We start from the raw sequence: 21225 nt of genomic DNA, 5'->3' as shown, positions 1-21225 counted from the left end.
CTCCTTCTGAGTCAGTCTTGTCGTGGTGCGGGTACTGCTCCCTCGTCCGCAAGCCCGATTCCGGGGCTTCAACATCCAACGGTAGCAACAGCCAGGACCATTGGCCAGGTCTGAGGCGCGGTCGCTGCGGATGCACAGGGGCCGTCGGATGCACACCACGGCACACGTGACAAGGGGTGGGGGGGCTTCATCCCGACGCGGGACAGACTCTGAGCATGTCTCCCACGCAGCCCCCATCGCAGACTCCGGCACTCAAACGCGACGTCACGGGGCTGCTGCTCTTCGTGTTCATCCTCGGCGACGTGCTCGGGGCCGGGATCTACGCCCTCGTCGGCACCATCTCAGGCGAGGTCGGCGGCGTCACCTGGCTGCCGCTGCTCGTCGCCCTCGGCATGGCCCTGCTCACAGCGGCGTCGTATGCGGAGCTCGTCACGAAGTACCCGAAGGCGGGCGGCTCGGCGGTGTTCGCGCAGCGCGCCTACCGCTCGGAGTTCGTGTCCTTCATGGTGGGCTTCTGCATGCTCGCGGCCGGCGTCGTGAGCGCGGCGAGCCTCGCGCTCGCGTTCAGCGGCGACTACCTGGCCACGTTCGTCGATCTGCCGCCCGTGGTCGGCGCATCCCTGCTCCTCGTGCTCATCGCCCTCGTCAACCTCCGCGGCATCAAGGAATCGCTGCGCTCGAACATCGTCATGACGTGCATCGAGCTCACCGGCCTCGTCTTGGTCGTGGTCCTCGTGGGAGTGCTCGTCGGCAACGGCGGTGGCGACATCGGCCGGGCAGTGTCGTTCGGCGACGGCATCAGCCCGTTCCCGGCCGTGCTCGGCGCGGCCCTGCTCGCCTACTACTCCTACGTCGGATTCGAGACGTCGGCGAACCTCATCGAGGAGGTGCGCGAGCCGTCCAAGGTGTACCCGAAGGCCCTCTTCTTCTCGCTGCTCACCGCCGGCTTCATGTACATGCTCGTCGGCACCGCAGCGTCCATCGCCGTGCCCTCGGGCGAGCTCGCCGAGTCCACCGGCCCCCTGCTCAACGTCATCGAGGCGACCGGAGTGCCGGTTCCGGCTTGGCTGTTCAGCGCGATCGCCCTCATCGCGGTCGCCAACGGAGCGCTGCTGACCATGATCATGGCGAGCCGCCTCACCTACGGCATGGTGGGGCAGGGCCTGCTGCCCCGGATGCTCGGGCGCGTGCTCCCCGGGAGGCGAACCCCGTGGGTCGCCATCATCGTCACCACCGTCTGCGCCATCGTGCTCACCGCAACCGGCGGCATCGCCGTGCTCGCCGAGACCGTCGTCATCCTGCTGCTCATCGTGTTCATCAGCACCAATCTCGCCGTGCTCGTGCTGCGTCGCGACAAGGTGGAGCACGCCCACTTCAGAGCCTGGACCGCGCTGCCCGTGCTCGCGATCATCTCCTGCATCGTCCTGCTCACCCAGCAGAGCGGCGAGGTGTGGCTGCGCGGCGGGATCATCGTCGCGGTCGGGATCCTCTCGTACGTCGTGCTGCGCTTCGCGCGGCGAGATGGCAGCGACCGCGCGGCGACGCCCGTCGAGTAGTCGCGCGTTCTACACCCTGAGCCGGGGCTCGCGGTAGCCCTCTCGGAAACCCAGGAACGGTTGGTGCTCTTGGGGAACCGGCGCGTCCGTGTCGGCCCGGAACGATGACGAGGAGACACCCATGTACTTCCACGCACAGACCTGGATCAATGACATCGCCGACGGCGAGCCAGACCCCGCAGCGGCGAACGCCCTCCAGGAGGGGCTCGGTGGGCAGTTCGGCGAGATGCGCACCATGATGCAGTACCTGTTCCAGGCGATGAACTTCCGCGGTCCCACCGCGAAGCCCTACCGCGACCTCATCCAGGGCATCGGCACGGAGGAGATCAGCCACGTCGAGCTCATCGGGACGACGATCTCGCGCCTCCTCGACGGCTCCCCCGAGTACACGGGCAAGCTCACCGACCCCGTCGACAAGCCGGGCGCCGGCGGTGCGACGCCGCTGAAGATCGCGCTCGACACGAGCAACATCCACCACTATCTCGTGGGCGCGCAGGGGGCGCTGCCGGTGGACGCGGCCGGCAACCCGTGGAGCGGCAGCTACGTGTACAACTCAGGCAACCTGCCCCTCGACCTGCTGTACAACCTCATGCTCGAGTCGACGGGGCGCCTGCAGAAGTGCCGCATCTACGAGATGACCGACAACCCGACTGCGCGCGGCACGATCGCCTACCTCATCGTTCGCGATCAGGCGCACGAGAACGCCTACGCGCGGGCCCTGGAGACGCTCGGCGTGAGCTGGAAGTCGCTGCTGCCCATCCCCAAGACGAACGCCGAGGCGTTCCCCGAGGTGAAGGAGCTCCTCGACCTGGGGTTGCAGAGCAAGCAGTACTCGTTCGACCTCGACGGCAAGTCGGAGGCTGGCAAGATCTTCCAGGGAGCGTCGCCCTCGAACGACGGGACGACGCTGGACGCCTCCGAGCAGGCGCCGGCCGGCGCCCCGTCGTTCATCGCCGACGAGCGTCTCGAGGAGTTCTCGCCGGGGCTCGACGCCGAGCTGCTGGCGCTTATCCAGGCGACGGCCGAGCTCGAGCTGTCAGAGGTCAACGGGTTCTACGGGCCGACGACGACGTAGACGCCGGGAGCCACACGCGCATCTCGCCCGGCGCGCGGTTGCCCCACGAGAAATAAGGGACAAGCGTGAGCGTCGTGTCCGCATCGAGGTCGGCGGTGAGGATCGTCACGGGCCCGCTCGGGTGCACCCTGCCGTCGTGCGCCTCGAGTGGGCTCGTCATCGGCACCGGAACGTCGTCCAGTGGATGCACGTTGTCCGTCGCCTCAGCCGCATACACGAGCGGGCCGCGGACGATCGCGACCCTCCCCGCCGCAGCCTCCACTCTCGGGTCAGCCCGCTCGAGGCGTGCGGCGAACGGAACGTGCACCTCGAGTCGGTCTCCGTCGGAGAACGGACGCCGGATGATGGCGTGTCCGCCGCGCAGCTCGAAGGGGACGGGTGCTGCGCCAGCGCTGATCTGCAGTTCGTCCGCCCAGTCGGGCACGCGCAGACGCAGCTCGAATTCGAGCGCATCCGCACCCTCGATGCGCACTTCGAAGCTCGCCCGCCCCTCCCAGGGCAGCTCGCTGCGCAGCCGCAGCTCGACGTTCGCACCCCCGGATTCGAAGCGCAGGGAGCTCCCGACGAGCAGGTTGACAGTGATGACCTCCACCCCGTCGGTATCCGCGTTCCCGACGCTGTAGACGAAGCCGCCGAGCGAGGTCAGGAGCCTTGCCAGGTTCGGCGGACAGCAGGCGACCCCGAACCAGCTGGAGCGCACCCGGCTGCCATCGCTCGCGAGCGGGTTGTCGTAGAAGAAGTCGGAGCCGTCGGCGCTGACACCGGCGAGGACCGCGTTGTAGAGGGCGCGCTCGGCGATGTCGAAGTATCCGGAGTCGAGGTCGAGGCGGGCGTTTCGCTCCGCCCAGAGCACAAGCCCGATGGCGGCGCACGTCTCGGCGTACGACGTCTGGTTCGGCAGGTCGAAGTCGCTGGTGAACCCCTCATTCTCGGCGGAGGACCCGAGGCCGCCCGTGACGTACATGCGCCTCGACGTGACCGTCTCCCACAGCTCGCGGTTCGCGGCGGCCAGCGACTCGTCGCGGTCCGCGAGCGCGAGGTCGGCGACCGCGCTTAGGAAGTACATGGCTCGCACGGCGTGGCCGACGACCGCGGTCTGCTGCCGGATGGGGGCGTGCGACTGGAAGTACTCGTGGTTGGTCTCGAGCTCGGTCTTCGTGCCGGGGAAGCCGAGGCCGAAGTGCCCAGGACCGCCGCGTGCGGCCACCTCCAGGTCGAAGAAGGAGGGCTCGGCCCCTCGCTCGTCGACGAAGAAGCGGGCCAGGTCGAGGAACCGGTGCTCGCCGGTGTGGCGCCAGAGCTTCACGAGCGCCAGTTCGATCTCCTGGTGCCCGTCGTAGCCGCGGATCTGGCCCTCGTCCGGGCCGAAGGTACGGCCGATGAGGTCGACGTAGCGGATGACGATGCCGAGCAGCCGTTCGCGACCGGTGGCCTGTGCGTACGCGACCGCCCCTTCGATGAGGTGGCCCGCGCAGTACAGCTCGTGCGAGTCCCGCAGGTCGGTGAAGCGCAGCTCGGGCGCCGTGGTCGTGAAGAACGAGTTCAGGTAGCCATCCGGTTGCTGCGCGCCTTCGAGCAGGTCGACGAGCTCCTCGATCTGGTCTGCGAGAGCTGCGTCAGGGCCGGTGGCGAGCACGTTGCTGGCCGCTTCGATCCACTTGCCGATGTCGCTGTCCCAGAAGATGTGGGGCGAGCCCTTCCTGGACCAGGTGCCACTGAGCGCCTCGAGGTGCCCGACACTGCCGAACTGGGCGAGCATGTGCGGGAGCATGACCTCCCGCACCTGCTGGATGCGCGGTGTCCAGAACGCGTCATCGATGCGCACCTGGGTGAGCGGGGCGGGGCGCGCGCTCACGCGTCGCCGCCTCGGGATGCGCCCGCCGCTGGGAGGACGAGCTGCTGGCGCGGCCCTTCGTTGCCCGCCCGGTCCGTGGCCGCGTACTCGAGCACCTGCTCCCGGTCGGTGAGCGCCCTGACGAACGCCTCCTGGAAGGTGCCCCAGAAGGTGCCAGGCCCCTCCCACTGGATTCGCTCGACCCCGGAGACCTGGTCGTCGGCGACGAAGGTGACCTCGACGCTGCTGCCGAGCTCCCGCAGCCGGACTTCGACCTCAGGCGCGCTCGTGTCGACGCTCAGCTCGCGGCTCGCGTAGCCGATCTGCCCGTCGCCGCCCGTGGCTCTCGCCGCGACCGTGTGCACGCCCTCCGCGTCGAGCTCGAACGGATGCTCGTAGGGGCGCCAGTCAGCGTCGTCGACCCGCACCTCGATCTGGATCTCGCCGGAGGCGAGGTCTCCGGTCCCGCCCGTGCTCGCATCGAGGAGGACCGCCTCCACGGTGACCACGGGGACCCGCGTGAACCAGCCGGACGGGGCGGGTTCGAGGTCGACGCCGATATGCACAGCTGGCGGCATGGCCGAATCCTGTGCCGCGTCGCCGATCGTCCAGTGCGTGCGAGTCACGTGGATGCCGTCGACCACCGTCTCGACATCGTGTGCGCCGAGGGGGCTCCTAGCCGCCGAGTCCACGGTCGCCACGGTCGAGGTCCGCTGTCTCCCGTCAGCTGCGACGTCCGCCTCGCCCGCGGTGCGGAGCACGACCTCGAGCTCTGGGCGGGAGAGCAGCCCCTTCCCGCGCACGGCTGTCGCCGTCTCGAAGACGGACCGGAGGAACTCGGTTCGGTCGGAGAACGGGCCCCTCCGCCAGAGCGCTTCGAGGAAGGTCTCCCCCGACGCATCAGCGCGGTTCGGGACACCGCTGTCATGCCCGGCGAACGCGATGCGTTCGTCGACGGCGCGCACGTACATGTGGAACCGCGAGTCGGCGCCGGACCAGCTGGGTTCGAAGTCGACATCGGCGAAGCGAGTCAAGCCGGCGTCAGCGTCGGCGTCGGGACGGAGCGTGCCATCGAGCAGGCGCCTGCCGAGCAGACCGAGCTGCAGCGACGTCGTCGCCTCCGACCTCGCGAGCAGCACGGTCGGACCGAGCTGCAGGTGGTGGAGCCGGGAGTCATCGATCGTGGGCGTCGAGGTCAGGGCCATCGGCAGGCGCAGCGAGATCACGTCACCGGGCCGGAACTCGCGGCGGATCGTGGCGAACGTGCCCGGCAGCGCAGCCACGTCGAGACGCCGCCCGTTGAGGAGCACGTCGACAGGGCCGGCGGTCCAGCTCGGGATGCGCACGTGCACGGCCCTCTCGACGCCGATGCCCGCGCCGGTCTCGCCGTGTGTCAGCGCCTGGAAGGTGAGGGCGAGCTCGCCCGAGACCGGGAGCTCCGTGCTGAGCCGCACCCGGAGCCCCGCCTCGCGCCAATCGAGCGTCGAAGCGGTGTGCAGGGTGACCCAGAGCTCGTGCCCTGCCGTGAAGAAGATCGAATCCTGGTACTTTACGTGGTTCTCGAGCCCCGTGCCCCCACAGCAGGTGCCGACGTTGTCGTACTCGCGCAGAGCGCCGGGATGCACGGGGAACATGTACGTCACTTCGGGGCTCGTGTCCGAGTCCACGGCGCGGCGCGAGCCGAGCACATGGTTCAGGACCGCCCGCTCCGCGTAGTCGAAGAACCGCGGGTCGAGGGTGTGCTGGAAGAGGAGGCGTGCGATCTTCAGGAGGTTGTAGGTGGCGCAGGTCTCGGCGTTGCGCTGCCCGATGTTGCCTGCCACCGTCTCAGGCGGCCCCCATAGCTCGCTCTCCCCAGTGCCACCGTGGGCGAACATCCGCCCTGGCACGATCTGGTCCCACAGGCCGAGCACCGCGTCGAGATAGCGACGTTCTCCCGTCAGCTCGTACTCGTGGAGGTAGCCCACGAGCTGCGGGAGGTGCTGGTTCGCGTGCATCTTCGTGAGGATGTCATCGCCGGCCACGCCCGCGTCGATGAGGGTGTCCATGTCGAAGAAGCGAGCGGTCTCGAGGAAGGTCGGCTCACCGGCGACGGCGCTCAGCCGGGCCATGGTCTCGTTCATGCCTCCGAACTCGCCCGCGATGTAGAGCGACCACATGCGCTGCCGCTGCTCCGGGGCGAGACGGCTGAGCCGGGCATGCACCCAGTGGCCCATGCGCGTGGCGATCTCGAGCGCCTGGGCGCTGCCGGCCAGCTCGTGTGCGTCGAGGAGCCCCGCCATGATCTTGTGGCATGTGTAGTACGGGGCCCAGATCTCGCCGTACGGGGCGAACGACTCGAGGCGGGAGAACTGCCACTCCCCGTAGGCGGCGAGGAACCCCGGATGCGAGGAGCGGCCCGACGCGGCGAGCGCCTCCTGCACCTCGGCGAGACCTGCGACGAACGCATCCACCTTGGCGAGGAGCGCCGGGTCCCGCTCTCCCGCGTAGGCGAGCGACAGCATCGAGAGGAAGTGGCCCGCGTAGTGGCCGCGCAGCAGGTTGGCGGTCTGCGCACGCTCGCGGCCCGGGTAGTCGGCCTCGCCCCAGGCTTCCTCGAGCGGGTGGCCGAAGTCCTCCCACGTTCCAGGGGCCGCGGCCCCGCGGGTGTCGATGCCGGCATTGGCCCGGAAGACGGCCAGGAGTCGATCGACCGGGTACACCCGGGCAAGGTGCAGCATCTCGTCGCGGGCTCGCGCGTAGACGCTCGTGTCGTCGAGGGCCACGTCCTCGAGGCCGAACGGCGAGGCGAGGGGCCGGATGCGGGTTTCGGGGTGCGTCATGCCGTTCCGTTCGAGAGTCCCAGGCCGGCGCGGGTCCAGCGTTCCACCCCGTCGGCGTCGATCGGGAGGGCATCCGAGAGCACCTCATGGCCGTCCGCCGTCACCAGCAGGTCGTCCTCGAGCCGCACTCCGATGCCACGCAGCTCCGGCGGGACCGTCGCGTCGTTCGCGTGGAAGTAGAGGCCGGGCTCGACCGTCATCACGACGCCAGCCTCGAGGTCAGCCCCCATGTACTCCTCGTACGCGGAGTGGCTGCAGTCGTGCACGTCGAGGCCGAGGTGATGCCCGACGCCGCAGGCGAGGTAGCGGCGGTGCTGCTGCCCCGCTGGGGAGAGCGCCTCGTCCACGGAGACGGGGAGCATGCCCCAATCGTGCAGCCCCTGGGCGATGACCTCCATCGCCGCGAAGTGGAAGTCCAGGTACGGCGTTCCTGGCCGGATCTGCGCCATGCCAGCCCGGTGCGCCTTCTCGACGAGATCGTGCGCCGCCCGCTGCTCGGCGGAGAAGGTTCCGCTCGCGGGGATCGTGCGCGTCACATCGGCCGTGTACAGCGAGTTCGTCTCGACTCCCATATCGAGCAGCAGCGCTGCATCCGGCAGCACGGGACCATCGCAGCGCACCCAGTGGAGGATGGGCGCGTGGGGTCCGGAGCCGACGATCGTCGAGTACCCGGGCCCATTGCCGAAGGTTCGGGCGTGGCGGTCGAAGGTGCCCTGCAGCCAGCGCTCGCCGAGTCCGTCGGCGATCGCACGAGGGACCTCGGCGACGACCGCCGCGAAGCCCGAGACCGTGTCATCGATCGCGCGCCGAAGCTGCGCGATCTCCCACTCGTCCTTCACCATGCGGAGGTTGGAGAGCTCACGGTCGAGCTCGGGCGATCTGAGGAGCGAGAGGGCGTCGAGGACCGAAGGTGGCACAGAGGCGCTCGCGAGGCCACCCCGCTCGATGCGCACGCCAGCCAGCTCCTGGACGGGCTTCACATCGAGGTCGAGCGCTTCGGCCCACTGCGCCACCCCGGGGGAGGCTCCGACCCAGAGCTCGCCGTGGTTGGCGTCGCTGAAGAACCCCGCCTCTCCGGGGCGGAACGGTGCGGGAAGGTACAGCGTCGCGTCGTGGCCACCTGGCACGGGATGCAGCACGAGGGTCGCCCCCTCGACCTGGCAGCCGGTCAGCCACACGAAGTCGCTGTTGGCGCGGAACCCGTAGTTGCAGTCGTCGTTCCGAACGGGAGCCGCACCGCTCGACACGACCAGCGCCGAGCCGGCGAAGCGCGCGCTGAGCCGTGCTCGGTGGGAGGCTGCGGCTGCGGCAGCGCCGGGTGTCAGCGCGATCGGCGCATCCACGTCCTGCCAGTCACGCGCGATGAACTCGGTGAAGGCCGGGATGCTCGCGAGCTTCGGGTACCTGGTCCCCGCATAGGGCGGCCGCGCGGTGGTCGCGGAATCTCCGTGGGTGTGTCCTACGTTCATCGTCGCTCTCCTCCTCGGTCGCGGACCAGCTCCCTCAGGCGCGTGAACGTGCGCCCCGAACCGATCCCGTCATGCTCGAACTCATTGGTGACCCAGCTGGTGGAGTTGCCGACGCGGGTGAGCGTGTCGAGCTGCAGCTGAGCATCCACGTACATGTCGTCGAAGTACACGGCGGCGGCCACGGGCACCTCGTTGGCGGCGAGCGCATCGAAGTCGTAGAGGGCGCTCCATTCCTCCCGGCTGGCGAGCTCGTGCACGGCGTCGCGGAACCCGCGCAGCAGTCGCACCTCGTCGAACATCCAGGGGAACGCCATCTCACCCGTGAACAGCAGCGGCCGGCGCTCAGCGTCGAACTGGGGTCGGCGCTCACGCTCGCGCTGCGCGGCCCAGTTCGTGGCGCCGCTGCGCTCGTCGCCGTAGATCGACTCCTGGAGCGTCCAGAACAGTGGGTTGCCGGCACTCGACGTGCGCGCGAGCACCTGCGCCAGGAACGGCTCGCTGAGGCGTCCGTCCGGCGTGATGGCGTCCTCGAGGAGCCAGTGCATGCGCTCGAAGCCCGGCTTCATGCCGAAGTCGAGGCCGAGCGACTGGAAGCGCTGCACGGTGAGCCGGTCGCCGTCCGGCAGGCGCACGTCGTCGTCGGCCAGGCAGTCGGCGATCGCCGACACGATCGCGACGTCCTGCGGGTAGCGCCTCGCGAACTCGGCGTTCTTCTGCTCGACGCGGGTGAAGGTGCGTCGGTACACTTCTGCCGCGTCGGGCGGCGTTCCGGGGATGCCCCCGCAGACGTAGCTCGCCGCGATGGCCGCCGGTGCGTGCGAGAGGTAGGCGAGCGTCAGCCATCCCCCGTAGCTCTGCGCGAGAGTCGCCCACCGGGCACCGCCGTACAGCGCCGCGCGAACGTGCTCGAGGTCGCGCACGATGGAGTCGGCCCGGAAGCGAGAGAGGTAGTCCGCGCCACGAGCACCGTCGCCGAGACCCGCAACGGTGTGCGCATCGACCGGGGTGCTTCGCCCGGTGCCTCGCTGGTCGACGAGCACCAGCCGGTAGTCCTGGAGCGCCTCGCGGATCCAGCCCGATACCTCGACCGGCCGCGGGTTCGACCCGCCAGGGCCGCCCTGCAGGTAGGTCAGGAGCGGCAGCTCATCGCGCTTCCGATCAGGGTCGACGAGCTCGCGCACGAACAGCGAGATCTCGGCCGACTCAGGGTCCCACCAGTCAAGGGGCACCCGGATGCTCTGCTCGCGCACCCACATGCCCGGCATCGAGTACTCGACGACTTCACTCACGCTGACTCCTCCTGCTCTTCTCGTTCCCTGCGGCGGCGGGCCCGCTCGTTCTTCTTCCGCAGCGCATCCCATTCGGGGTTGATGCGCGGCACGGCGTCCAGGAGCGTGCGCGTGTACTCGTGCGTCGGCCGCTCGAACACCTGGTCGCGCTCCCCGATCTCCACGATGCGCCCTTCGCTCATGACCGCGACCCGCGTCGCGATCTGCCGCACCACGGCGAGGTCGTGCGCGATGAAGAGGTAGCTGAAGCCCTCCTCCTCCTGCAGCTGTCGGAGCAGATTGATCACCTGAGCCTGCACGGACACGTCGAGCGCCGAGACGGCCTCGTCGCAGATCACGAGCTTCGGGCCGACGGCGAGCGCACGCGCGATGCCGATGCGCTGTGCCTGCCCACCCGAGAACTGCGCTGCATAGCGCCCGGAATGATCCGGATCCAGTCCGACCCGCTCCATGAGACCCCTCGCGAAGCTCCTCGCTCCTCCGGGGATCTCGCGCCTCTGGTAGACGAGCGGCGCCGTGATGATGCGCTCGACCGTGTGGCGCGGGTTGAGCGACGAGAACGGGTCCTGGAAGACGACCTGGACCTCGCCCCGGAAGGCGTGCAGCTCCTTGCCCTTGATCGAGCTCACGTCCTGCCCTTGGAACTCGACGGTTCCGCTCGTGACATCCATGAGGCGCGCGACGAGCCGCGCCGTCGTCGACTTGCCCGATCCGGACTCGCCGACGAGCGCCAGCGTCTCGCCCTGGTGCACCTCCAGCGACACGTCGTCGACGGCACGGAAGCTCCTGCTCTTCGAGAACAGACCGCCGTTGCCCTCCGTGCTGAACTCGCGCACGAGGTGCTGAGCTCGCAGGAGCGGTTGCGTCTCGTTCATCGGGTCTCCTCCTGGCGCATGGTCTGCACTGGCACAGTCGTGGTGCGCAGCAGGCCGATCTCATCGTCGATGCGCGGCACCGCGTCGAGCAGCAGTCGCGTGTACGGCTCCTGCGGGTCGGTGAAGATCTGCTCGACGCTCCCCGACTCGACGAGCTCGCCGCGCTGCATGACGACGATCTGGTCGGCGACCTCGCTCACCACGGCGAGGTCGTGGGTGATGAGGATCATGCCGGCTCCCGTCTCCTTCCTGATCTCCGTGAGGAGGTCGAGGATCTGCGCCTGGACCGTCACATCCAGCGCAGTGGTCGGTTCGTCGGCGATGATCAGATCCGGTTCCATGCTCAGCGCCATGGCGATCATGACGCGCTGCCGCATGCCACCGGAGAACTGGTGAGGGTAGTGGTCGACCCGCCGGGCGGCGTCGCGGATGTGGACGCGCTCCATCGCCTCGATGGCGACCTTCCTCGCCTCCTTCCTGCCGACCCCGGTGCGGTGCGAGCGGTACGCCTCCGCGATCTGCGTGCCCACGGTGTAATACGGGTTGAGCGACGACAGCGGGTCCTGGAAGATCATCGCGATGCGATCGCCTCGGATGGCCCGCATGGCGGGCTCGCGGAGCGTGCTCAGCTCCTGCCCGTCGAACACCAGCGACCCCGAACGTGCCGCGCCCTTCGGGAGGAGGCCCATGATGGCGAGGCTCGTCATCGACTTCCCCGAACCGGATTCGCCGACGATGCCGAGCGCCCCGCCCCTCGGCACGTCGAAGTCGATGCTCTTGACCACTTCGGTCCTGCCCTCGGCGGTCTCGAAGGACACGGTGAGGTCACGCACGCTGAGGAGCGAGCCAGCAGAGTCCGGCATGCCAGTGGATGAGGATGCGAGTGCGTTCATTTCGATGCTCCAACTCTGACCCGAGGGTCGATGACGGAGTACATGAGGTCGACGACCATGTTGCCGACGACGACGAGGAATGCCGCCAGCAGGGTGACGCCCATGATGACGGGCTGATCGTTCTTCGTGATCGAGTCGGCGGCGAGCTTGCCGACACCGTTGATGCCGAAGACCGTCTCCGTGATGAGCGCGCCGCCGAGGAGGCCGGCGAAGTCCATCCCGAAGATCGTGACGATCGGCGTGAGCGCGGGTCGCAGCGCATGCCTGCGCCAGACGAGGCTGGGCCGCAGGCCCTTCGCCTTCGCCGTGCGCACGTAGTTCTCCTGCAGCGTGTCGATCACGTTCGCGCGGGTGAGGCGCGTGTACGTGGCCGCGTAGCCGATGGAGAGCACCACCCAGGGCATGATGAAGTTCAGGAACCACTGCACCGGATTGTCGAGGAACGGCACGGCCTGCGGAAACGGCAGCCAGCCCAGCGAGACGACGAGCACGAACTGCAGCACGAGCGCGAGCACGTAGTTCGGGATGGACATCCCGCCGAGCGTGAGGCCCGTGATGAAACGGTCCGCGAACTTCCCCTCCTTGACGGCGCTGATCACGCCGCCCATCACGCCGGCGAGGAGCCAGAGCACGGCGGCGCCGATCGCGACGGTGGCCGAGACGGGCAGACGCTGCATGATCATCTCGGTGACCGGCTGGCTCGACTGGAACGAGTAGCCGAGGCAGGGCGCGGCGCATTCGATGACGGAGCCGCTCGCCTCATAGGTGCGACCGAACACGAGCCCGCCGAGGAAGGTCCAGAACTGCGTCCAGAACGGCAGGTCGAGGCCGAGGTTCTCGCGGATCTGATCGATGCGCTCCGGGGTGCAGTTCTTACCGCAGATCTGCACGGCAGGATCGGGCGAGAGCACGAAGAACACGATGAACGTGAACAGGCTCACGAGGAACAGCACGAGGATCATGCCGAGCAGGCGATTGATGGCGTAGCGGGTCATGAGCGGGCCTCCCCCGACTCGGCGAGCTTCTTGATCCGGTCGCCGAGCACCGTGAACGAGAGCACGAGCAGGAACAGGAACACGCCGGGGATGAGGAAGTACATGGGGTCGACGGCGTACCAGCCGACGGAGCTCGCGATCATCTGCCCCCAGGAGGGCGTGGGCGGCACGACACCGACGCCGAGGAAGGACAGGCCCGCCTCGGTGCCCACGTAGCCCGGGATCGCGAGCGTCGTCATGACGATGATCGTCGAGCGCAGGTTCGGCAGGATCTCCCTGAAGATGATCTGCAGGCTCGACGCGCCGGATGCCTTCGCCGACTCGACGTACTCCCGCTGCTTGATCGACATCGTCTGGCCCCGCACGATGCGGGCCAGGTACGGCCAACCGAAGACCGAGATGACGAGGACGAGCAGCAGCTGCCGATTGTCTGCGGGTAGCGCGGACAGGACGGCGATCATGAAGATGAGGGCCGGGAACGCCATGAGGAACTCCATGACGCGGGAGATGATCGTGTCGACCCACCCGCCGAAGTAACCGGCCAGCAGCCCGAAGACGACGCCCATGATGCTCGTGAGTGCGGTCGCGGACAGCGCGATGGTCATGGACACCTGCGCGCCGTAGACGATACGGGCGAAGATGTCGCGACCGCTGCCGGGCTCCACGCCGAACCAGTGCTCGGCACTGATGCCGCCCCAAGGGCCGAGAGGCACGCCACCGAGGTTCGGGTCGATGGCGCTCTGGTCGAAGGCGTACGGGTCCCATCCGCTCAGCTTGACGAGCAGCGGGGCAGCGAGCGCCATCACGATGATGAGCACGATGTACGTGCTCGAGAGCACGGCGCCCCAGTCGCGGAAGAACGCGCGGGCGAGCCGACGGCCGGAGGCAGGTGGTGCATCCAGGGTCTCAGCGAGACCCGGATCACCACCTGCCGTGCCCTCGACCTCAAGGTTGGTCGACGAGAAGGTCATGACGATTAGCCCCTAGACGGGTCCGCGAGGCCGACGATGGTCAGGTCGGTCATGCTCGTGCTCGGGGAGTAGCCTGCGATGTTCTCGCCTGGCAGGAAGACGCCCTTCTCGAGGACCAGCGGGGCGATGGGCGCGAGTTCCATGATCTGCTTGTCGAGCTCGCCCCACGCGGTGTTCGCCGCGTCGAGGTCGGTCATGGCCTTGATCTCGTCGATGCGGTCGTTGATCGCAGGGTCGTTGATCTGCGCCAGGTTCGAGTTGCCCTTGTCGGTGATGTTGCGTCCGTCGAAGAGCGGCGGCAGGAACGTGCTGGCGCTCGACGCCCAGTCGGGGCACCAGCCGGTGATGGCTGCGTCGTGCTGCTGCGAGGGTGTGCCGATCGTCTCGTAGTAGGTCGAGGTGTCGATGACGTTGAGGGCGACGTCGATGCCGAGCGGCGCGAGCGCCTGCTGGATCGCCTCTGCCTGGGCCTGCATCTTGGGCTGCGAGCGGATGTCGAGGGTGAACGAGAATCCGTCGCCGACACCAGCCTCCTGGAGGAGCTTCTCGGCTTCTGCCGTGTTGCCGGCGAAGTCGTCGCTCGGGTACAGGTCGTAGTCGAGGTGGCCGTTGACGGCCGCCGGGATGATGGCGGTTGCCGGGTCTGCCAGCTGGTTGCCGCCTGACGCGTTCTGCACTGCCGAGCGGTCGATGGCGTAGTTGATGGCCTGGCGTACCTTGACGTCCTTGAACACGTCCTTGCTGGTGTTCATGGACATGTAGGTCGTGCAGAAGGCAGGTGAGGTCACCATGCGCTCCTGCAGCTGCGGGGTCTGGAGGCGGGGGAGGCTCGCTGCCTGGACGACCCCGGCAATGGCGTTGACGTCCGCCGACTGCCCGGCGATCATGCGCTCGTCGATGGTGGCCGGGTCGAGGCCGATGTCGAACTGCCACGCGTCCGGGTACGCCTCGCGCACGTCATCGGTGTCCGGGTCCCAGTTCTCGTTGCGCACGAGCTTGATCGCCGTGCCGGGGGTGTAGCTGTCGAGGGTGTACGGGCCCGACGCGATGATGTCGTTGATGAACTCGCTGCCGCCGCCGGTTCCAAGGGGGAACGGGACGGCGTTGGCTTGTGCGAGCACGTTGTCGAACTCGGGGAAGGGAGCCTTGAGGTTGAAGACGATGGTCTGCTCGTCTGGTGTCTCGATCGTCGGCAGGTCGCCCGTGACGTAAGGGCCTTCGTACCCCTCGGGTGCGTCGATGACCTGCTTGAGGTACGGCGAGCCGATACCGATCTCGGGGTCCCAGGCGCGCGAGATGCCGAACTTGACCTCCGCGGAGGTGATCGGGTCGCCGTTGTCGAATTTCAGGCCCTCTTTGAGCGTGTAGGTCCACTTGAGGCCGTCTTCAGACTGCTCGCCGAGGCCTTCAGCCAGGTCGGCGACGATCGCGTTCGGGTCCTCGGCGTTGCCGGCCGCCTGCATCGTGAGGCCTCGGTAGATGAGACGGTAGAAGGCGTTCACGCCTCCGTCGAATCCGCGCGCGGGGTCGAGGTAGGAGAAGTCGGCGTTCTGCAGCATGTGCACGGTGCCGCCGGTGGCTGGTTCACCGCTGGCGCCTCCTTCGGCCTGTGGCGCTGCTCCTCCACCGCAGGCGCTCAGCAGCATGATCGACGTCGTCGCCAGGGCTAGGACGCCGGCGAGCCTGGTTTTCTTCACGGGGTTTCTCACGGGGTTTCCTCTCTGAGGGTCTTCGTTGCGAAGACGAGGGCTTCTGCTCTCCGTCGCGCTTTCGCGACGAAATGAGAGCGATCACATTTACGACAGACGAAAGCGGCTGCTGACAGCCGCACACACCTCCGGTGTGAAATGTGACATATCACTTGAACTCGAATCGCTGCCGTACGGAGACACGGCTCCATACGACACCCGCAACATTTCCCTGGTGTGCAAGAAATGTTTCGCCCACGTGAAATCCAAGCGGCGGTGCGAGCCTCCCGTGACCCGCATCTCCCCCGGCGACGACTGCGAATGCGAAGCCGTGCAGAAGGGGGCGTGCGTCTTGGCCATGTGAACTCCGTCGGTCACTGCGGGCTGGAATCTGGTCGCTCGAGTCGGGGTAACGTATCACACAGCACTCCGAGCGCACGTGCATTCACCCGCCACCCCCAGCGCACGAAGCTGCCACGTCGACCGCGAGAATCCTCCGATTCCAGTGATGTCGTGGACATCGATGTCGACGTCGTCGCGACCGACACCCTCCGCCGTGAAGCCCGCGATCGCGCCCTCCGCGAGGCAGTCGCAGTGTGACCATCACTGAGAAAGCCTCGCAGAAGACGCGAGACGGGGCGACACGTGTGCTCAGATCATCGCCCTGCGCACCTTCACTTGAACGCCGACGTCCCTGAGCTGCGCCGAGAGCTCTCGAAGACCGTCCTGTCGGCCCTGGAAGGGTGAGCAGCTGCCCGCCGTCGAGCAACCGCGCCGAGCACGACGTCGGCGACGAGGAAAGCGGCGAGCGAGATTCCCATGAGCGGCAGGAACATTCCGACCGCCGCCGCACCGGCCAGCACCAGCAGAACGCCCCACCACGGCGCGCGCCGGAGCGTTCCCCGCGGCGGTGACGCGCCCACACGACGCGACTGGTCGTGCTTCGGGCGCCGCTGCCACCACATGACGTAGCCCCACACGACCAACGCCGCGATGCCGATGGCGACGGCGAACAGCACGAGCTGGTTCGCGAGGCCGAACATGGAGCCCATGTGCAGGTCGATGCCCCAGCGGCTGAGCTTCGCGACCGGCCCGAACTCGGCGAAGTCGACCCGGTCGACGACCTGCATCGTCGCGCCATCGATGGCCACCGCATCCACCTCGGTCGGGAAGCTGCGCTGGATCTCCTGCACGACCCACGCCGTGCCCGGCTCGGCCGGCGGCCGGATCTCGACGAGCCCCGTGTTGACGTTCACCTCCTGCGCGACCGAGAGCACCGAGTCGTAGGCGCGCGGGCTCAGCGCTGCGACGTCGGCACTCGGCGTCGGCGCACCGTGACTGTGCCCGTGCCCGGCGTGTTCGTCGGCAGCAGGGCTGCCCGCGCCGTCGAGGCTCGTGCTGACCGAAGGCGTCATCCAGCCCACGGCGGCGCGCAGCTCACTGAAGTTCGCCCCGCCGTACTGCGACCAGGTGATGCCCGTGACCGACAGGAAAAGGGCCCCGGCGAGCACCCAGATACCGGTGGATGCGTGCAGGCTGCGCGTGCGAACGAACCCTGTCGCCTCGAGGTTCGGCCGCAGCAGCTCGCGCTGCTGCGACGCCCGCTTCGCACGGCGAGCCCGCTGATACCTGGTCACCCAGAGGCCAGCTCCGGCGAGCGCGACGACCCCGAGCCAGGACGCCGCGAGCTCGCTGTAGAGCCTGCCGGCATCGCCGAGGTGGAGGCTGCGGTGCAGGTCGGAGACCCAGGTTCGGAACGGCAGGGAGCCCGAGGTGCCATACACGGGCAGGTCCCCGCGCACCTCGGCGGTCGCGGGATCGACGAAGACGGCGCGGGTCCTGCTCTCCCCCAGTCCAGCATCCGCATACATGACTCGCGTCGTGTCGCCGGGTTCCGGCGCCGGCCGCACCGCGACGATCGCCGGGGAGGCTCCGGCCGGCCCATCCCCGACGTAGGCGTCGGCCGCTTCGATCTGCTCGGCGAGCGGCAGGTACTCGTCCCCCGTCGGCGCGTGCAGCTCGCGGTCGTACACGAGCTGCTCGACCTGCGGTGTCAGCGCGTACAGGGCACCACTCAGCGCGGCGATGAGGATGAACGGGCCGACGAACACGCCTGCGAAGAAGTGGAGACGCATCAGCAGCTGAGCGAACCAGCCTCGCCGTGGAGTCGGACGCGCAGCGCTCACGCGAGGATCCCCTCTCCGATGTAGCCGCCTTCCGCGCATCCGGGTGGGATGGCGAACACCGCGGAGCCGATCGGCGTCGTCCACTCGTTGAGCAGATCGAGCTCGTCGAGGCGCCGCTGAACGGGCACGAACTGCGCGTCCACATCCGCCTGGAAGGAGATGAAGAGCAGGCCGGAGTTCGAGATCTGCTCGCCGCTCGGGGCGTCGTCGTAGTTGTAGCCGCGACGGAAGAACCGCTCCGCCGTGTTCTCCGACCGCGCCCGCCGCAGGTGCGAGAACTCGGCGATGACGGGGAATCCCGCGGCGTTCTTGGCGGTGAAGTCGGGCTCGTCGTGCTCCTGGGTGCCGGTGAGCGGGGCCCCGTTCGCGAGGGTGCGCCCGACCGACTGCTCGCGGCCGCTGCGGTCGAGCCTGTCCCACTTGTCGAGGTCCATGCTGATGCGCCGCACCACCATGCCCGTCCCTCCCGCGAACGCGCCTTCCGTGATCCACACGAGCTGCTCGAAGTCGACGGTCGGCGGCGCGGGGTTGACGGTGCCGTCGACCTGCCCGAACAGGTTCCGCATCGTCGTGCCGGATGCCTCGGAGCCGCGTGCCCGGCGGAACCCGGGCTGCGTCCACCGCACGGTCGCGAAGCTGCGGGTGTCCTTCAGCAGCATCCGCAGCGCGTGGGCGACGGTGAACGGGTCGTCGGCGGCGACCTGCAGGAGCAGGTCGCCGTCGTTCCACGCGTCCTCGAGGCGGTCGATGCCGAAGGCAGGGAGTGGCCGCAGCCAGGCGGGGGCCTGCGTCGGGGAGGTGGAGGCGCGGCGGACGAACTCCGGGCCGAACCCGAACGTGACCGTGAGGTTCGCGGGCACGTGCGCGAGCTCGGGTTCGGAGTCGGCGAGCGCCGGTTCGCCGCGGGCGAGCCTCGCCGCGTCGTCGGTGAGGAGCTGCATGAGGCGGCGCAGCGCGTCGCGGTCGGTGCCGTCGCGCAGGTCGAGGGCCACGAGTGTCGCGTGCGCCTGCGGCGGCGTCGCGATGCCGGCCTGATGCTGGCCGTAGAACGGGACGGTGTCATCCCCCGGCACGGGAACGGGAACGCTGTCGTCCTGGCTCGCAACGGGTGCCGCGAGGCGGAGCGCCTGGTCTGCGCCGATGGCCGCGGCCGCGCCGAACCCGGCGACAGCCCCTCCGAAGAGGAGCTGCCGCCGAGTCGGGCGGGTGCGACCAGGGCTCTGGTCGCCGTGCATCAGCTGTTGTCCGCGTCGTCGGGGTGATCCGCGTGGTCGCTGTGGTCCATCTCCGTGTCGCCGCCCATGTCATCCATGTCGCCGTCTTCGTAGGTCTCGTTGGCGCCCGCGTAGTCCTTGGCAGGGGCGGTGAAGTCGAGCGTCGAGTCGTCCGAGAACGTGAGGGTGAACGTGATCTCGTCGCCCGCGACGATGGGCTCCGGCAGGTCCATGAGCATGATGTGGTTGCCACCGGGCTCGAGGGTGAGCGCTTCACCGGCGGCGATCGTGAATCCGCCGCCCTTCTCGCGCATCGTCATCTCGCCGGTCTCGTTCGCGACCGTCTCGTGCAGCTCGAGGGCGGTGGATGCCGGGCTCGCGACCGACACGATCGTCACGTCCCCCGACCCCGTGTTCTCGATCTCGCCGAATGCGGCGGACATGCCGGAGTCCTCGGCCTTGACCCAGGTGTTCTCGACGGTGACGGACTCGGCGGCGGGCGTCGCCGAGTCGGCATCCGCACCGGTGGCGGTGCTTGCCGTCGTGCACCCCGTGAGGGCGAGCGCCGCGGCCGTGAGGAAGGCTGCTGCTGCGAGTGGGCGGGTGGTGCTCGTGGTCATGCTGGTCATGAGTTGGGTTCCTTTTCTGGAGGAGAAGAAGCGAATGTGTTGGGCGGCGGAGTCAGCGCGCATCGGCGTCGCCGTCCTGCTGGGCGCCCTTGCGGGAGCGGACGATCACCCAGGCGACGCCGAGCGCGACGACCGCGCCCAAGCCGCCGATGAGGAGCAGCCGCGGCACGTCGAACGCCGACCGGGAGGTGACCTCGGCCGTGGGCTCGGTCGTCGCGCCGGAGTCGGACTCCGACGCAGGGGCCGAGTCGGCGTCAGACACGGCCGCCTCGCTCGGCGCCGGTGTGGCGGCCTCTGCGGCGAGCGCATCCGCTGCACTCGCATCGCCGACCGTGAACGGAATCGTGCCAGTGATCGGGTGCCCGTCTGACGAGACGACGCGCCAGTTGATGGTGTACGAGCCGTCCGGCAGCTCGTCGTCGATGGTGCTCGTGACCGCGGAGCCGTCGATGACCGGTTCGCCGGTCGCCCAGGCGGTGCCGGCGGCGTCCTCGAGGACGACCATCGGACCGATGTCCATGATGTCGGCGGAGTAGCGGAGCGTGATGTCGGCGGGTGCCGCGTCGAGGGCCGCCCCCGGCGCTGGTGCGCTCTCGATGAGCTGGTCGTGGGCCTGCGCGGGGGCCGCGCCCGCGAAGCCCAGGAGGCAGGCCACGAGCAGCGCGAGCACTGCGGAGGCCGCGCGGACGACGCGCTTCGGTTCGGTGGTCGGTGGGAGGAGTGCTTGGGTCGTTGAAAGGGGAGTTGAGTCGATTGACATCTCGAGAATTCCTCGGGTCTGTCCGACCGCACGCGAACCGAGCGCGCAGAGCGCGCGCGGCTGCCGCGGACGGAGAAAATTCGACGCCGGCCCGCACCGGATCGCCTCCCCCGTGGAAGCGGGGTCGAGGGGATGCGGTGCTAGTTCGAGGTCGCGAACGTTGAGGGTCGCGGGGGCGCGGGCGGGCCGCGTCGCGGCTGCGTGCGCCCGGCGCGAACCGTCAGCGACGGTACCCAGGGCAGATCGAGTGGCGCCGAGTCGACGGGCGCCGTGGGGCGCTCGCCTCGGGCGAGGAGGAGGATCGTGCGCAGCAACGGCAGCAGCAGCTCGACTGCCGAGTCCCTCGCCTTGGCGAGGCTCGCGACGAGCGTCTCCCCGAAGAAGAGGGCGAGGGCCGTCAGCACCGCGGCCACGGCGTGCATCGCCCACATGAGCGCGCCGTCGTGGGCCAGGTGCAGCGCCGCCCCGGAGGGAACCGCGCTGCCCGCGGTCGACGCGAAGTCAGCCATGGCGGAGGCCGCGGCGAGCTGGCCGTGGCCGGCGTGCGCATCCGCCGCCGAACCCGCGCCGACGGCCGCAGACGGCGTGCCGAGCACGAAGAGCGTGTGGAAGAGGAACTGGCTGGCCCCGACCGACAGGGCGAGGCGCAGCGAGTCGGTGCGGATGCGCGCGAGCAGCAGGCACGCGAGCACGGCAAGGCCGAACGGGAAGGCGACGCCGAGGAGGCCAGGCATGCCGCCACCCGCGAGGACGTGCGAGGCAAGCGCGATGAACGTGGAGACGGAGGCGGCGACGAACGCGAGCTGCACCCGGCGGACCCGGGCGGCATCGCGCGGTCGCTGATCGACGGGCGCGGCCAGGCCGGCCTCGAAGTCGAGATCGGTGCCGAAGTCGAGATCGGTGCCTCGCAGCTCCACTTCACCCATGGCGGGTGTCAGCAGGCCGGTCGAGGTCACCCCTCAAGTCTAG

At 68.9% G+C, this 21225-nt stretch carries 16 protein-coding genes and 1 riboswitch; of the genes, 2 read left to right on the top strand and 14 right to left on the bottom strand.

Features of this window, described 5'->3' with window-relative positions; translation table 11 throughout:
• Positions 1–5: 5 nt before the first annotated feature.
• A riboswitch (guanidine-III (ykkC-III) riboswitch) is annotated at positions 6–72 on the bottom strand.
• Between the two features lie 143 nt (positions 73–215).
• Positions 216–1556 (top strand): APC family permease, encoded by a 1341-nt coding sequence (locus ITJ67_RS08815; protein ID WP_194677374.1) that lies wholly within the window; start codon positions 216–218, stop codon positions 1554–1556.
• A 121-nt stretch (positions 1557–1677) separates the two neighbouring features.
• A complete protein-coding gene (locus ITJ67_RS08810) occupies positions 1678–2631 on the top strand; it encodes a manganese catalase family protein (protein ID WP_160070881.1) in 954 nt (317 codons plus the stop codon).
• Here ITJ67_RS08810 and ITJ67_RS08805 read toward each other — a convergent pair.
• The 14 genes from ITJ67_RS08805 to ITJ67_RS08740 form a co-directional block, all read right to left on the bottom strand.
• Entirely contained in the window at positions 2600–4486 is a 1887-nt protein-coding gene (locus ITJ67_RS08805; RefSeq protein WP_194677373.1) for a glycoside hydrolase family 127 protein, read from the bottom strand. The genes ITJ67_RS08810 and ITJ67_RS08805 overlap by 32 nt on opposite strands.
• Complete coding sequence (locus ITJ67_RS08800) at positions 4483–7287, bottom strand: beta-L-arabinofuranosidase domain-containing protein (protein ID WP_194677372.1); 2805 nt, start codon at positions 7285–7287, stop codon at positions 4483–4485. The genes ITJ67_RS08805 and ITJ67_RS08800 overlap by 4 nt, the downstream gene beginning before the upstream one ends.
• Positions 7284–8756 (bottom strand): aminopeptidase P family protein, encoded by a 1473-nt coding sequence (locus ITJ67_RS08795; RefSeq protein WP_194677371.1) that lies wholly within the window; start codon positions 8754–8756, stop codon positions 7284–7286. Before ITJ67_RS08795 ends, ITJ67_RS08800 begins: the two co-directional genes overlap by 4 nt.
• A complete protein-coding gene (locus ITJ67_RS08790) occupies positions 8753–10021 on the bottom strand; it encodes an alpha/beta fold hydrolase (protein ID WP_194677438.1) in 1269 nt (422 codons plus the stop codon). Before ITJ67_RS08790 ends, ITJ67_RS08795 begins: the two co-directional genes overlap by 4 nt.
• A 20-nt stretch (positions 10022–10041) precedes the next feature.
• Positions 10042–10920 carry an ATP-binding cassette domain-containing protein gene (locus ITJ67_RS08785; protein ID WP_160070885.1) on the bottom strand — a complete coding sequence of 293 codons (879 nt, stop codon included), beginning with the start codon at positions 10918–10920 and terminating at the stop codon, positions 10042–10044.
• Entirely contained in the window at positions 10917–11813 is an 897-nt protein-coding gene (locus ITJ67_RS08780) for an ABC transporter ATP-binding protein (RefSeq protein ID WP_228502510.1), read from the bottom strand. The genes ITJ67_RS08785 and ITJ67_RS08780 overlap by 4 nt, the downstream gene beginning before the upstream one ends.
• The gene (locus ITJ67_RS08775) at positions 11810–12808 is read right to left on the bottom strand and encodes an ABC transporter permease (RefSeq protein ID WP_104330259.1); all 999 of its coding nucleotides are present in this window, start codon (positions 12806–12808) and stop codon (positions 11810–11812) included. Before ITJ67_RS08775 ends, ITJ67_RS08780 begins: the two co-directional genes overlap by 4 nt.
• Positions 12805–13779, bottom strand: a complete 975-nt coding sequence (locus ITJ67_RS08770; protein ID WP_104330258.1) for an ABC transporter permease — start codon at positions 13777–13779, stop codon at positions 12805–12807. Before ITJ67_RS08770 ends, ITJ67_RS08775 begins: the two co-directional genes overlap by 4 nt.
• Positions 13780–13784: 5 nt before the next feature.
• Positions 13785–15488 (bottom strand): ABC transporter substrate-binding protein, encoded by a 1704-nt coding sequence (locus ITJ67_RS08765; protein ID WP_236558267.1) that lies wholly within the window; start codon positions 15486–15488, stop codon positions 13785–13787.
• A gap of 653 nt (positions 15489–16141) precedes the next feature.
• Positions 16142–17692, bottom strand: coding sequence for a PepSY-associated TM helix domain-containing protein (locus ITJ67_RS08760; RefSeq protein WP_194677370.1), 1551 nt, complete (start codon positions 17690–17692; stop codon positions 16142–16144).
• Positions 17650–18888 (bottom strand): Dyp-type peroxidase, encoded by a 1239-nt coding sequence (locus tag ITJ67_RS08755; protein ID WP_160070886.1) that lies wholly within the window; start codon positions 18886–18888, stop codon positions 17650–17652. Before ITJ67_RS08755 ends, ITJ67_RS08760 begins: the two co-directional genes overlap by 43 nt.
• A complete protein-coding gene (locus ITJ67_RS08750) occupies positions 18888–19496 on the bottom strand; it encodes a copper chaperone PCu(A)C (protein ID WP_194677369.1) in 609 nt (202 codons plus the stop codon). Before ITJ67_RS08750 ends, ITJ67_RS08755 begins: the two co-directional genes overlap by 1 nt.
• A gap of 52 nt (positions 19497–19548) precedes the next feature.
• On the bottom strand, positions 19549–20256 hold the full coding sequence (locus ITJ67_RS08745; protein ID WP_194677368.1) for a copper resistance CopC family protein: 708 nt from the start codon (positions 20254–20256) through the stop codon (positions 19549–19551).
• 140 nt (positions 20257–20396) lie between these two features.
• The gene (locus tag ITJ67_RS08740) at positions 20397–21212 is read right to left on the bottom strand and encodes a hypothetical protein (RefSeq protein ID WP_194677367.1); all 816 of its coding nucleotides are present in this window, start codon (positions 21210–21212) and stop codon (positions 20397–20399) included.
• Between the last annotated feature and the right edge of the window lie 13 nt (positions 21213–21225).

This window comes from Pseudoclavibacter sp. VKM Ac-2867 (assembly GCF_015351275.1).
In the GTDB taxonomy this organism is placed as follows: domain Bacteria; phylum Actinomycetota; class Actinomycetes; order Actinomycetales; family Microbacteriaceae; genus Pseudoclavibacter.
Note: the sequence above shows the minus strand (reverse complement) of the source record. Positions and strands in the feature narration are given on the sequence as shown.